The 13,133-nt window shown below is 65.7% G+C and carries 10 protein-coding genes; 5 read left to right on the forward strand and 5 right to left on the reverse strand.

Features of this window, described 5'->3' with window-relative positions:
• The first annotated feature begins 53 nt into the window (after window positions 1-53).
• Window positions 54-2,528, forward strand: coding sequence for a TonB-dependent siderophore receptor (locus ACMGF8_RS16730; RefSeq protein ID WP_416756803.1), 2,475 nt, complete (start codon window positions 54-56; stop codon window positions 2,526-2,528).
• 55 nt (window positions 2,529-2,583) lie between these two features.
• Here ACMGF8_RS16730 and ACMGF8_RS16735 read toward each other — a convergent pair whose 3' ends face one another.
• A complete protein-coding gene (locus ACMGF8_RS16735) occupies window positions 2,584-3,492 on the reverse strand; it encodes a LysR family transcriptional regulator (protein WP_207167429.1) in 909 nt (302 codons plus the stop codon).
• A gap of 198 nt (window positions 3,493-3,690) precedes the next feature.
• Here ACMGF8_RS16735 and ACMGF8_RS16740 point away from each other — a divergent pair, with 198 nt between their 5' ends.
• A complete protein-coding gene (locus tag ACMGF8_RS16740; RefSeq protein WP_102864161.1) occupies window positions 3,691-4,548 on the forward strand; it encodes an SDR family NAD(P)-dependent oxidoreductase in 858 nt (285 codons plus the stop codon).
• Here the strand turns inward: ACMGF8_RS16740 and ACMGF8_RS16745 are convergent.
• Window positions 4,535-6,085 (reverse strand): FAD-dependent oxidoreductase, encoded by a 1,551-nt coding sequence (locus ACMGF8_RS16745; RefSeq protein WP_416756806.1) that lies wholly within the window; start codon window positions 6,083-6,085, stop codon window positions 4,535-4,537. The genes ACMGF8_RS16740 and ACMGF8_RS16745 overlap by 14 nt on opposite strands.
• Window positions 6,086-6,148: 63 nt before the next feature.
• A complete protein-coding gene (locus ACMGF8_RS16750) occupies window positions 6,149-6,763 on the reverse strand; it encodes a LysE family translocator (RefSeq protein WP_102864163.1) in 615 nt (204 codons plus the stop codon).
• Between the two features lie 452 nt (window positions 6,764-7,215).
• Between ACMGF8_RS16750 and ACMGF8_RS16755 the strand changes: the two genes are divergently transcribed.
• Window positions 7,216-8,307, forward strand: a complete 1,092-nt coding sequence (locus tag ACMGF8_RS16755) for a DUF1615 domain-containing protein (RefSeq protein WP_416756808.1) — start codon at window positions 7,216-7,218, stop codon at window positions 8,305-8,307.
• Between the two features lie 354 nt (window positions 8,308-8,661).
• Window positions 8,662-9,255 (forward strand): ATP phosphoribosyltransferase regulatory subunit, encoded by a 594-nt coding sequence (locus ACMGF8_RS16760; protein ID WP_115582101.1) that lies wholly within the window; start codon window positions 8,662-8,664, stop codon window positions 9,253-9,255.
• Window positions 9,256-9,409: 154 nt separating this feature from the next.
• Here ACMGF8_RS16760 and ACMGF8_RS16765 read toward each other — a convergent pair whose 3' ends face one another.
• Window positions 9,410-10,207: a DUF4349 domain-containing protein gene (locus ACMGF8_RS16765; RefSeq protein WP_416756810.1), complete on the reverse strand. Its 798-nt coding sequence runs from the start codon at window positions 10,205-10,207 to the stop codon at window positions 9,410-9,412.
• A 196-nt stretch (window positions 10,208-10,403) separates the two neighbouring features.
• On the opposite strand from ACMGF8_RS16765, the gene ACMGF8_RS16770 reads away from it, so the two are divergent.
• Window positions 10,404-10,823: a PaaI family thioesterase gene (locus ACMGF8_RS16770; protein WP_060843155.1), complete on the forward strand. Its 420-nt coding sequence runs from the start codon at window positions 10,404-10,406 to the stop codon at window positions 10,821-10,823.
• A gap of 603 nt (window positions 10,824-11,426) precedes the next feature.
• Here ACMGF8_RS16770 and rtcR read toward each other — a convergent pair.
• Window positions 11,427-13,019, reverse strand: coding sequence for an RNA repair transcriptional activator RtcR (rtcR, locus tag ACMGF8_RS16775; RefSeq protein WP_207167432.1), 1,593 nt, complete (start codon window positions 13,017-13,019; stop codon window positions 11,427-11,429).
• Window positions 13,020-13,133: the final 114 nt, after the last annotated feature.

Here is a 13,133-nt window from a genome sequence, read left to right on the forward strand (position 1 = left end):
TGGTCCGGCTTATCCCCCAGTGGATTCATTTTCGTTAGCGGGGAAGGCAAAGCATGTCTGATGTTCACAAGTCGACGTTGGCCCGGGCAATCAAGCTCGGGCTCTGGGGTGCACTGGCGGTTTACGGGGCGACGCTGTTGCCGTTGACCGCGCTGGCGGCCAGCGAGCAGAGCGCCGTGCGCCGCTTCGACATTGCCCCAGGGGATCTGACCGAGGTGCTGAGCCGTTACGCCAGCGCTGCTGGGGCGGCGATTTCCTTCGACGCGCGACAGACCGCCGGCCAGCGTTCGGCGGGGCTCCAGGGGGATTACGGGGTGCAGGAAGGCTTTGCGCGGATTCTCGCCGGCAGTGGCTGGCAGGCCGAACCCCAGAGCAACGGCAGCTACGTGCTGCGCCCCGTGCCCAAGGGCAATGGCACCCTGGAGCTGGGCACCACCCAGGTGCAGGGCCAGGAGCTGGGGGCCACCACCGAGTACTCCGGTTCCTACACCACCGGCGCCGTGACCATCGGCAAGGGCCAGCACTCGCTGAAGGACACCCCGCAGTCGGTGACCGTGATCACCCGCAAGATGCTCGACGACCAGAACCTCAACACCATCGACCAGGTGATGGAGAAGACCCCGGGCATCACCCTCTACGACTCGCCCATGGGCGGCAAGTATTTCTATTCCCGGGGCTTTCGCATGACCGGCCAGTACCAGTACGACGGCGTGCCCCTGGACATGGGCAGCAGCTACGTGCAGGCCGACAGCTTCAGCAGCGACATGGCCTTCTATGACCGGGTGGAGATCCTGCGCGGCGCCGCCGGCATGCTCAAGGGCGCGGGCGGCACCGCCGGTTCGGTGAACTTCGTGCGCAAGCGCGGCCAGGCCACGCCCCACACCGAGCTGACGATGTCCGCCGGCAGTTGGGACAACTACCGGGCCCAGGTGGACACCGGCGGGCCGTTGAACGATGCCGGCACCGTCCGTGGCCGGGCGGTGGTCACCCAGCAGACCCGGCAGTATTTCTACGACCTGGGTGAGCGCAAGGATCAGGTCTACTACGGCGCCCTGGACTTCGACCTCAGTGACGCCACCACCCTGGGCCTGGGCATGGCCTATGAAGACGTTGACTCGCGCCCGTGCTGGGGCGGCCTGCCACGCTACAGCGACGGCAGCGACCTCAAGCTCGGCCGTTCCACCTGCCTGAACACCGCCTGGAACAACTCGCGCAGCAAGCGCGCGACCTATTTCGCCGACCTCAAGCAGCAGCTCAACGACGACTGGGCGCTGAAGGTGGCCGGGGTCTACAGCCGCAACACCCAGGACATCGAGTACGCCTTCCCCAGCGGTTCGGTGCCGGTGGGTGCCAGCCGCTCCAGCACCCTGATGCTGGGCAGCACCTATGACTACGATCAGGTGGACTACGGCTTTGACGCCTATGTCGACGGCCGCTTCCAGGCCTTTGGCCGGGAGCACGAACTGGTCGTCGGTGCCAACGCCAGCCGCTCGATCAAGGACGACTTCTACGCCGTGGCCGGCTTGCCGCAGCGGCAGAACGTGCTGGACCCCGATCACCATCTGCCCAAGCCCGATGCCAGCTACTACGAAAGCAACTCCACCCGGGGCGGCCCCTCTGATCTGCGGATCCAGCAGCAGGGGCTGTATTCCACCCTGCGCCTGAAACTGGCCGACCCGCTGACCCTGGTCATGGGCAGCCGGGTCAGTTGGTACAAGTCGCAGAACGATGCCGTGGCCTACTGGCGCGACACCCGCACCCCCAGCAGCGCCCGTTCCAAGGAAACCGGCGAGGTCACGCCGTTCGCCGGGGTGCTGTACGACCTCAACGACAACCTCACGGCCTACGCCAGCTACTCCAGCATCTTCACCCCCCAGGGCAGCTATCGGACCCTGGACGGTGCGTCTCTCAAGCCGCTGGTGGGCAAGAGCTACGAAGCGGGGATCAAGGGCGAGTGGTTTGACGGTCGCCTGAATAGCGCCTTCAGCCTGTTCCGCACGATTCAGGAGGATGCGCAGCAGGACGACCCGGCCTGCCCGGACAGCACCTGCTCGCTGAACTCGGGCAAGGTCCGCGCCCAGGGCTTTGAAGCCGAAGTCAGCGGTGAGGTGATCGAGCGCCTGCAACTGCTGGCCGGCTACACCTACACCCAGACCAGGACCCTGGAGGATGCCGACAGCAGCAAGAACGGCCAGTCGTTCAATTCCTACGTACCGCGGCACCTGCTACGGGTGTGGGGCGACTACCAACTGGGCGGTGCCCTGGAGCGCTTCAATGTGGGGGCTGGGGTCAACGCGCAAAGCGACAACTACCGGGTCTCGCCCACCAGCGGCAATCACATCAGCCAGGCCGGCTATGCGATCTGGAACGGGCGCATCGGCTATCGCATCGACGACACCTGGTCCCTGGCGCTCAACGGCAACAACCTGCTGGACAAGCGTTACTACACCACCATCGGTACCGAAGGCTTCGGCAACTTCTACGGAGACCCGCGCAACTTCACCCTGTCGGTCAAGGCCGACTTCTGAGGTCGGGTTGACGGTCGCGCCGGTGCTGGCCGTGCGGGGACCGGGCGCGGCCGCTTCAGGCCGTGGGCGGGTGGGCGTCGAGCAGGGCCATGAAGCGTTGCAATTGCGGCGACGGGTTGTCCCGGTGCCAGTTCATGTAGAGCCCGATGCTCGGCCTGGATTGCGTGCCGACGGCGCTTAGCGGGCGGTAGGCGACGCTGCCTTGCAGCGCCGTGTCGGCCATCGATTGCGGTACCAGGGCCACGCCGAAACCGCAGGCCACCAGACCCAGTAGGGTGTGGATGCGCTCCGCTTCTTGGGCCACCTTCGGGGTGAAGCCGGCTGCCGTGCACAGCGCCATCAGCTGGTTGTGGTAACCGCTGCCCAGGGCCTGGGGGGTGAACACGAAATCTTCAGTGGCCAGGTCCTGCAGGTCCACCTCGGATGCTCGGGCCTGGGGGTGGTCGTGGGGCAGGGCGATGACGATCGGTTCATCGAGGATCAGCCGCGAGACAATCTGCCCTGCGGGCAGCGGCAGGTCGCGCATGAAGGCGAGGTCGGTGTCGTCGTTGAGCAGGGCCTTTAGCTGCCCGGCCGATGGCATTTCCCGCAACGCCAGGCGCACCCCAGGCAGGGTCTGGCGAAAGCGTCGCAGGCTGGCGAGCAGCATCGGGTAGCCGGCCAGTGACAGGCTGCTGATACGCAGGGTGCCGGCCAGCCCCTGGGCGACATCGCGCGCCTGTTGGATGCCTTGCTCCAGGGTTTCCAGGGTGCGTTGGGCGCTGTGCAGGAAGTCCGCCCCGGCCGGGGTCAGGGTTACGCCACGACGATTGCGCAGCAGCAGGCTGAAGCCGAGTTTTTCCTCCAGGCGGGCGATGGCCTGGCTCAGGGGCGGCTGGGCCATGTGCAGGCGCGCAGCGGCCTTGTGAAAGTGCAGCTCCTGGGCGACGACGATGAACTGGCGCAACAGGCGCGTCTCGATCATGGCGAATGCTCCTTGCTTGGGGGGAACCGCTGGGACTGTAAACCTGGAGGTCCATGGTTTCACAGGTTTTTCTTTGATATTCAGAACCTCTCACAGGGGCTGTAATTTAGTATTAAGTCGTTGATTTTCATGCTGTTACTCTGAGATTGAAGCGGCCTGAGGCTTAAGCGGCCCGAGGTTCAAACAGGAGGAAAAGCGATGGATTTCAGCGGCAGGACGGCCATTGTCACTGGTGCCGGGCGCGGCCTGGGCCTGAGTTATGCCAGGGCCCTGGCCAGCCGTGGCGCCCAGGTGGTGATCAGTGATTGCGGGAGCGACGGCACGGGCCTGGGGATGGATGAAAGCGTCGCCCATGAGGCGGTGCGGGCCTTGCGGGCCAGCGGCGCCAGGGCGGTGGCCGACACCAGCGACCTGAGCACCGAAGCCGGGTGCCGGGGGCTGGTGCAGTGCGCCGTGGCGGCCTTTGGCGGCCTGGATATCCTGATTCACAATGCCGGCTGGGTCGGCTACCAGGCGCTGGAGGAGCTCGACGCCGAGTTTCTCCAGCGCATGCTGGGGATCAATCTGCATGCGCCGATCTGGCTGGCCAAGCACGCCTGGCCCTTTCTCCGGCAATCCACGGCGCCCCGGCTGTTGCTGACCACTTCCGACCGCGCCCTGTATGCGGAATATGCACAGCCCGGGCTGTTGGCCTATTGCGCGGGCAAGATGGCCCAGGTGGGCATCATGAATGCGCTGAGCCAGGAAGGCGCGGAGCACGGGATTCGGGTCAACGCGGTGTCGCCGGTGGCCAAGACCCGCATGTGGGGCGTCAGCGACGAGCCGCTCGAACTCAAGCCGGACTGGGTGACGCCGGGGGTGATGTTTCTGGTCAGCGAGGGGTGCCAGGACAGCGGCTATATCCTGCGGGCCAGCAACGGCCAGTTCAGCGCCTGGCGCCCGCAAGAGGCGCCCGGAGTGGATTATCCCCGGGACCTGAAGCGGGTGCGGGCGGCCACGCCGGAGCAGTTCGCCCAGCGCTGGACGCAGATCAGGCTGCCTTTCACCGGGGCTTGAGAGGCGCTGTGCCGCTGTGTGGGGAGAGCTCGCGCTCGCGGAAGTAGCGCTCCAGTAGCCGCGGGTCGCCAGAGCGGTCCGCGAGGGCCACGTAGGTATCCGGGCGCAGCAGGTAGAAGGCATTGCGCGCCAGCCCTGCTGCTGCATGGGCCGGGCGCCAGTCGAAAATCCGCAAAGGCACCCGGTGCGCGCTGCACCAGTCCCGCAGGGCATCGCTGGTGGTGCCATAGACATGCACCTGCCAGCCCAGGTATTCCAGGCTGTCGAAGTTGTCGTGCTCGCCGTCGCGGACCCAGGGCAGGCGGTCGCCGCCGTGCACCGGGCCGACGCCACCGGCGCTCAGGGGCATGCCCCGATAGTTCAGGGTGATCTGCGACACGGTGCGAAAGAGAAACTCCCGGGCACTGTCGAAGGCGGCGATCTTCGGCAGCAGCAGGGGCGCCAGGCGGGTGCGTACCAGGTAGGCGACCGGGCCGTCGGCGGTGGCGAAGCTGAACACCCGGTCGGTGGTGGCCACCAGGCGCCGGGCGAATTCCATGCGTTCGATTTCATAGCTGTCCAGCAGGCTTTCGGCGCTTTGGCCGCTGAGCACCGCCGCCAGTTTCCAGGCCAGATTGATGGCGTCGCCGATCCCGGTGTTCATGCCCTGGCCACCGGCGGGGCTATGGACGTGGGCGGCGTCCCCCAGGAGAAACACCCGTCCCTGGCGAAACTGCTCGGCCACCCGGTGATGCACCTTGTAGGTGGAGAACCAGTTGACTCGGGTGACGTTGACCTTGAGCTGATGCATGGCGCGCTGGCTGACGTCTTCGAAACGCAGGTTTTCCGGGTGCTCGGCGCGCTCGTCGCGCACGGTGCCGATCAGCCGCGCGCGGCCGCTGTGGGCCAGGGGAAATACCGCGAGAAAGTCGGCATCGTCCAGGTCCACGTGCAACTGGCCGTCGATGCTCGGGCCGTCGGCCTCGACATCGGCGACGTAGAACACCTGCTGGTAGGTGCCGCCGGGAAAGCCGCTGCCCAGGGTCTTGCGCACCGTGGAGCGGGCGCCGTCGCAGCCGGCCAGGTAGAAGGCCTGGCAATGTTCCTCGCGGCCGTCGGGGCCACGCAGGCGAGCGTTCATCAGGTGGCCGTGATCGGTGAAGGCCAGCAGCTCGGTGTCGCGCTCGACGCGCACGCCCAGCCGTTCCAGGCGTTCGATCAGCAGTTGCTCGTGCTCGTCCTGGGGAAAGATCTGCAGGAAGGGGTAGGGCGTCAGGTCCTCGCCGATGGCGTTGAACGGCAGTTGCGCGGCCCGCTCGCCGCGGACCCAGAGGTTGACCGCCGGCACGTGGTGGCCGCGTTCGACGATGGCCTGGGTCAGGTCCAGCTGGCGGTAGAGCTCCAGGGTCCGGGCCTGCACCGCCAGGGCCCGGTAGGTGGTGCCCGGACCCAGGGTCTTGTCGATGATCCGTACCTTGACCCCCTGCTGGCGCAGCCAGAGCGCCAGCACCAGGCCGGTGGGGCCGGCGCCGATGATCAGTACGTCGCTGCAGTTCATGTGTTTGCCCTCGCTACGAGATCAACGTTATGCATCGGACTGCGGGCGGCGCCTGCCGCGGGGTCAACGCTGGGCGAAGGCCAGGTTCAGGCCCAGCCCCGCGAAGCTTGCGGCAAAGCTGCGGCGCAACCAGTTCTGGACTTTGGGCGACTCGATCACCGCGGTACGGAACAGATTGGCCAGCAACCCGTAGAGCACGAACACGAAGAAGGTCATGGCCATGAACACGCCGCTCAGGAGCAGCATCTGCGGGATCGGATCGCTGCCGTCATGGGCGATGAACTGGGGCAGGAAGGCCAGGAAGAAAATGGTCAGCTTGGGGTTGAGGATGTTCAGCAGGCAGGCCTTGAGCATCAGCGCGCCGGCGCCGTGGCTCACCGCGTTGCTGTCCACGGCAAAGGCCGAGCGATCACGCCAGGTGGCGTAGGCCAGGTACAGCAGATAGGCGACCCCGGCGAACTTCAGGCCCTGGAAGGCCAGGGCGCTGGTGTGCAGGATCGCCGACAGACCGAGGATCGAGGCCAGCAGGTGCGGGACGATCCCGGCGGTGCAGCCGATGGCGGTGAACAGGCTGGCGCGCTTGCCGGCCACCAGGGCGGTGGAAATGGTCAGGATCACGCCGCTGCCGGGAATCAGCACGACAATCAGGCTGGTAAGCAGAAAATCCAGGGTCAACATCCGGGTGTCACTCCATTGAGGGCGGGGTCATCAAAGTACACCCAGCCACACCGCCAATAGAAGGATTTTAGCCTGTAGCCGCTGCTGAGCCTGCGAAGCTGCGCGAAGGTCCGCAGGACCTTGCCTGGCGATCTCCCGTCGCTCACGCAGAGGCCTCAGGGTCCGCAGCCTTTCGCAGCCTGCGGCAGCGGTGACACAAATCCCGGATCGGCATTGGCCCTGTAGCCGCTGCTGAGCCAAGGCGAAGCTGCGCAAAGGTCCGCAGGACCTTGCCTGGCAATCCCCAGCCAAACCGCTATCGATCCTGAGAACCCTGCGTCCCTACAGACCGTTCGCAGCCTGCGGCAGCGGCTACAGGGGCGTTGTGGGAACAGCGCTCACATTCTTTGGTCGAACGCCCCATGCCGCTGCTTTACTTGCACGGCCCTCGTCCAGCCCTCTTGCGGAGTCCCATGATTTCCTCTCGTCTTCTCAGTTGCTGCCTGGGCCTGTCGCTGCTGGCCGGTTGCGCCAGCCCGCGTGGCCCCCAGGCACCGACGCTGACCCCGGAGCAGACCCAGGCGCGGATCCTGCGCCTGCTGCCGGCCCAGGTCAGCGACCGCCAGGGCTGGGCCCGGGATATCCAGGTGGCCTTCAGCGCCCAGGGCCTTGAGCCGAGCCCGAGCAACCTGTGCGCGGTGCTGGCGGTGACCGAACAGGAATCCACCTTCAAGGTCGACCCGACAGTGCCGGGCCTGGGGCGCATTGCCCGGGAGGAAATCGACCGCCGCGCGGCCAAGGTGCATGTGCCGGCGTTGCTGGTCAGTGCCGCCCTGCAAGTGCGCGGCGCGGACGGTCAGTCCTACAGCCAGCGTCTGGCCAAGGCTCGCAGCGAGAAGGAACTGAGTGCGATCTTCGATGACTTCATCGGCCAGGTGCCCCTGGGCCAGACCCTGTTCGGCCGTTTCAACCCGGTGCACACCGGCGGGCCGATGCAGGTCAGCATCGAATTCGCCCAGCAACAGGCCCAGGGTTATCCGTACCCGGTGCAGGACTCAATCCGCCATGAAGTCTTCAGTCGCCGTGGTGGCCTGTACTTCGGCATCGCCCACCTTTTGGGTTATACGGTGGACTACCCGCAGCCGCTGTATCGCTTCGCCGACTTCAACGCCGGCTGGTACGCCAGCCGCAATGCGGCTTTCCAGGCCGCGGTGAGCCGCCTCAGCGGGATCAAGCTGGCCCTGGACGGCGACCTGATCCGTTACGACTCGCTCCTGCCCGGCAGCACCGAACTGGCGGTGCGTACCCTGGGCAAGCAACTGGGGCTGCGCAACCCGCAGATTCGCGCCCAGCTGGAAAAGGGCGACAGCCAGGCCTTTGCCCAGACCGAGCTGTACCGCCAGGTATTTGCCCTGGCCGACCGCGCGGCGGGCCGACCCGTGCCGCGCCAGCAACTGCCGGGCATCGAACTCAAGAGTCCGAAGATCACCCGCCAGCTGACCACCGCCTGGTTCGCCAAGCGCGTGGATGAACGCTACCAGCGCTGCCTGCAAAGGCCGCTGTAACCCCAAGGGCCTGCCCGTTGTAGGAGCTGGCTTGCCAGCGGCAGGACTCACAGGCCTCTTCGTCGGCGAGTGCCGGATGATTGGGCGGCTTGTCAGGCACTTGGGCCGCGTGGCAGGATGCGCCATGAATTTTTTCCGCCTCGACTCCCGCCTGCATCACCATCGACCTCACCCCCGGGGCCGTGGTCGCTTGTGCGCGTCGAGCCGTCAGTTATCGAGAGAACGCGATCACTGACCGTCGATGAAAAAAAACCAAGGCGCCCTGCAAGGCGCCTTTTTTATTGCCTGTCAAAAACCAAGAGGAAACACCCATGACCATGCTCCGTGGCACCCGTATCATCGCCGGCCCGCAAGCTGCCGCCCTGCGCACCCTGGAAGGACGCTTCCGGAGCTGGCTTCATCGAAGCGGGTGCTGAAGAAGTCATTGTCCCGGCGCTGTGGGGCCAGGACACCTTTATCGAAAAGGCCGGAGGCAGTGAAGTCATCGGCCAGATGTGGGCCTTCAATGACAAGGCCGGACGGCCCTGCTGCCTGATTCCGGAAGCCACTGCACTGTTCCAGGAAACCGCCCGCGAGCTGTTGGCAGGACGGGAGCAGGCGATCTTTTTCTACGTCGCTCGCTGTTATCGCTATGAACGGCCGCAAGCCGGGCGGTATCGAGAATTCACCCAGTTGGGCCTGGAGATACTGGGCCCCGAACCCTTGCAGGCGCTGGAGCGCGCGCGGGAACTGTGCGTTGGCTTTCTGGATGCCCTGGGCCTGGAGTACGAGCTCAACCTCGGGGTCAAGCGCGGCCTGACCTACTACCTCAATGGCGAAGGTTTCGAGGTGCGTTGCCCGCAGTTGGGTGCGCAACAGCAAGTGGTAGGTGCCGGCGCCTACCGCGAAGGTGCCGGATTCGGCATCGGCCTGGAGCGCCTGCAACTGGCGCTGCAACCCCAGTCGTAGGCGCTGGCTGGCCAGCGAAGGCGCCGTTGGGAGCGCTGCAGGATTCGCCGGCCTCTTTGCCGGAGAGCCGGCTCCTACGGGGCCTTACGCGGTGTGTGGGCTAACCGTAGGAGCTGGCTGGCCAGCGAAGGCGCCCTTGAGGGCGCTGCAGAACTCAGGGGCGGCGACGGACGAACTTGCGCCACAGCCACACCCACAGCATCGCGAGGGGGAAGGCCAGGATCACGAAAGGCAGGGCATAGCTGCCTTTCTCCAGGGCTTCGGCTGTGCCGTCGGACAGGTTGTCCAGCAGGTTGCTGAAGGCGCGCTTGAGGCTTGAACCGCGTTCGGCGCCGTTGCTGGGCAGGAAGTTCAGGGTCAGGCGGTTGGTGTCCAGGCGACGCTGTTGTCCGGCAGCTGCCTGGGCCAGCGCTTGCAGGTCGTTCTCGATGCCCGCTTGCTCCTTGCTCAGGGCGATCAGGTCGCTGACGCTGATGTCCTTGCGCGCCGCCAGTTCATCCAGGCGCTGTTGCTGGGCCTTGAGTCGCTGTTGCTGGCGTTGCACATCGGCCACGGCATCGGCCAGGTCTTCGGCGCTGGTGATGCGCTCCCCCAGTTCTGCCCCCTGGGACGCCTGCTGGACGATGGGCTCGACCCCCTCCGGAACGATTCGCAGCACCACCCGGGCGCGGTACGGGCCTTGCTCCAGGAGCAAGATGTTGCAGGGGCCGAACTGGGCTTTTTCGCAGGCTTCACGGGTTTGTGTCAGGTGCGGGCCGATTTGTTCGGCAGGCAGGGACAGGGTCAGTTCGTGCTCGTAGGCCAGCAGGGCGCCGGCCTTGCCCTGGGCCCCACCAAGGGCCACCGCAGAGCTGTTGTGATCACTGGAGGAGCAGGCGCTGAGGGCCAGGGCACCGAAGAAGGCAAAGGCCAGTCGGCGGCGGATGGCAGGGTGATCGTCCTGATGTTGCATGGAGGCTCCTTGAGTACTTGAAACTGCGGCCAGAGCGCAGGCGCGCATCTTACCGTTGTTCCCGGGATCACCACGATCGTGGCGCAAGTTATTTTCATCCATTTGCCTGGCTGATGCTCATGGGCACCGTGGTCAATCAGGGCTACACCTGTCGCCCTGTGCAACCCTCGTTACCCAGCGGTTCAAGGAGAACCTCATGAGCGAATCGGACATCCCCCCGGGCTTCAGTCCCTGGCCTCGCAGCAGCCCGCTGCTGGAGCTGATCGGCCCGGTCTATGGGCGTGGCAGTGGCCGTGAGCTGTGCCTCGGCCTGCGCGCCGACACCCGCCACGCCAACGGCCGGGGCACGGTGCATGGCGGCATCATCGCCACCCTGGCGGACATCGGCATGGGCTACGCCATGGCGTTCTCCAGCGAGCCGCCGTTGCCGCTGATCACCGCCAGCATGACCCTCGACTACCTGGGGGCGGTGCAGGTCGGGGAATGGATCGAGGTGCGCCTGGAGCATGCCAAACGCGGCCGGCAGATGGCCTTTGCCACCGTGGTGCTGCGAGTCGGCGAGCGTGAAGTGGCCCGGGCCAGCGGCGTCTTCGCCGTCCCAACCGCAGCCCTGTAGCCGCTGCTGAGCCTGCGAAGCTGCGCAAAGGTCCGCAGGACCTTGCTTGGCGATCCCCAGCCAAACCGCTATCGATCTTAAGAACCCTGCGTCCCTGCGGGCCGTTCGCAGCCTGCGGCAGCGGCTACACAAACCCCGGATCGGCATAGGACTGTAGCCGCTGCCGAGCGTCAGCGAGGCTGCGCAAAGGTCCGCAGGACCTTGCCTGGCGATCGCCAGCCAAACCGCTATCGATCTTGAGAACCCTGCGTCCCTGCGGGCCGTTCGCAGCCTGCGGCAGCGGCTACACAAATCCCGGATCGGCATGGGCTCTGTAGCCGCTGCCGAGCGTCAGCGAGGCTGCGCAAAGGTCCGCAGGACCTTGCTTGGCGATCCCCAGCCAAACCGCTATCGATCTTGAGAATCCTGCGTCCCTGCGGGCCGTTCGCAGCCTGCGGCAGCGGCTACACAAATCCCGGATCGGCATGGGCTCTGTAGCCGCTGCCGAGCGTCAGCGAGGCTGCGCAAAGGTCCGCAGGACCTTGCTTGTCGATCCTCAGCCAAACCGCTATCGGTCTTGAGAGCGCTGCGTCCCTACGGGCCATGCGCAGCCTGCGGCAGCGGCTACAGCTGCTTCCAGTCCAGGCCGAAGCGCGCCAGGTATTTGCGCAGGCGATCGGCGTCGTTGGGGTTGGCTTTGCCCTGGCGCGATACGCTGAACAGCCGGCGCCCGGCGTCCGACAGGCTGTCGGCGCGGCGGCATTCGGCAATCACCGCCTTGAGTTGCAGGCGGTCGAACAGGTCCAGCTCTACCTCGTCGCCCAACAGTTGCTGCAGTTCATCCTCGGCATTTTCCAGGCCCCAGGCGTGGCGCAGGCGCTGGATTTCCTCCTCGACCTGAGCCTGGTCGATGCGTCCGCTGTCGGCCAGGGTGGCCATGCGGGTGATGGATGCCGACAGCTCGCGGAAGTTGCCCAGCCACGCCGCTTCGCTGGAACTGGCGAAGGCCAGGTAGCGGCGCCGCGCCTCCAGGTTGAAACGCACCAGTTGCCCTTGCTCTCGGGCGTGGCGTTCCAGTTCGAAGTCGATGTTCGGCTCGATGTCTTCGCGGCGCCCGGCCAGCCCCGGCAGGTTGAAGGTCCAGAGGTTGATCCGCGCATACAGGTCTTCGCGGAACAGGCCCTGGGCCACCCGGTCGCGCAGGTCGCGGTGGGTGCCGGCGATGATCAGGAAGTCGCTCTCCACTTCCTGGTCCGCGCCCATGGGGAAGAAGCGCTTTTCCTCGATGGCCTTGAGCAGCATGGCCTGTTCGTCCAGTCCCAGTTCGCCGATTTCATCAAGAAACAGCATGCCGCTGTGGGCCGCCCGCAGCAGGCCCTCCCGGGCGTTCTGGGCACCGGTGAAGGCGCCTTTGATATGGCCGAACAGCGCCGACATGGCACCGTCACCGCGCAGAGTGGCGCAGTTGACCTCGACAAAACGCCCCTGCACCTGATGCCGCCCACGCTTGAGCTCATAGATGCGCCGGGCCAGGAACGACTTGCCGGCACCGGTGGGGCCGATCAGCAGCATCGGTGCCTTGGAGCGCACCGCGACCCGTTCGATCTGCTCGATGGAGCGGTTGAACGTCGGGTTGCGGGTGGCGATCCCGGACTTGAGGAAGGCCAGGCCTTCCAGGCGCTTGTGGGCAAAACGCGAGGCGATGCGGTCGTAGCGCGACAGGTCGAGGTCGATCAGCGCATGGGTGCCGGTGGCGTGTTCGCTGGGGTCGCGGCGCCGGGCCGGCGAGGTCTGGATCAGCCGGGCAGGGAGGTAGCGCGCCTCGGTCAGCAGGAACCAGCAGATCTGCGCCACGTGGGTGCCGGTGGTGATGTGCACCAGGTAATCCTCGCGCTCGGTGTCGAACGGGTAGGCGCTGGTGAAGTCGTGGAGGGCGCCGTACACCTCTTCAAAATCCCAGGGATTCTTCAAGCCCATGGGGTGCAGGCGTACTTCGGTTTCCGGCGACACCTGGCGCACATCGTTGGCCACTCGTTCGGCCAGGCTGATATCCCGGGCGTCCAGGCCGTGGATCAGTTCCAGGCGCTGGATCAGCACGTCCTGCTGCTGGCACAGACCGACCGTGGGCCGCCAATGGCTCCAGCGATTGGCGCCCTTGCCGACGCGATCGAGGGTGGAACCGATAAAACCGATGGCGACCGTGGGCTTGCTCGACATGTTTATACCTGAAGATAAAAAGCGATAGGCAAAGATATAAAAATATCGAGTCGTTTGTCTTGTCGGATGCTCAGTGAAAAAGTGAATAAAAATAAAACCGTTATAAATCAATGA

Source organism: Pseudomonas sp. BNK-7 (assembly GCF_048072025.1).
GTDB classification, from domain to species: domain Bacteria; phylum Pseudomonadota; class Gammaproteobacteria; order Pseudomonadales; family Pseudomonadaceae; genus Aquipseudomonas; species Aquipseudomonas danubii.

Coding starts and splice junctions, on each gene's coding strand:
- ACMGF8_RS16745 (WP_416756806.1), bottom strand. CDS start 6,085: ATGAACTGCAGCGACGTACTGATCATCGGCGCCGGCCCCACCGGCCTG.
- rtcR (WP_207167432.1), bottom strand. CDS start 13,019: ATGTCGAGCAAGCCCACGGTCGCCATCGGTTTTATCGGTTCCACCCTC.
- ACMGF8_RS16770 (WP_060843155.1), top strand. CDS start 10,404: ATGAGCGAATCGGACATCCCCCCGGGCTTCAGTCCCTGGCCTCGCAGC.
- ACMGF8_RS16750 (WP_102864163.1), bottom strand. CDS start 6,763: ATGTTGACCCTGGATTTTCTGCTTACCAGCCTGATTGTCGTGCTGATT.
- ACMGF8_RS16730 (WP_416756803.1), top strand. CDS start 54: ATGTCTGATGTTCACAAGTCGACGTTGGCCCGGGCAATCAAGCTCGGG.
- ACMGF8_RS16755 (WP_416756808.1), top strand. CDS start 7,216: ATGATTTCCTCTCGTCTTCTCAGTTGCTGCCTGGGCCTGTCGCTGCTG.
- ACMGF8_RS16740 (WP_102864161.1), top strand. CDS start 3,691: ATGGATTTCAGCGGCAGGACGGCCATTGTCACTGGTGCCGGGCGCGGC.
- ACMGF8_RS16765 (WP_416756810.1), bottom strand. CDS start 10,207: ATGCAACATCAGGACGATCACCCTGCCATCCGCCGCCGACTGGCCTTT.
- ACMGF8_RS16735 (WP_207167429.1), bottom strand. CDS start 3,492: ATGATCGAGACGCGCCTGTTGCGCCAGTTCATCGTCGTCGCCCAGGAG.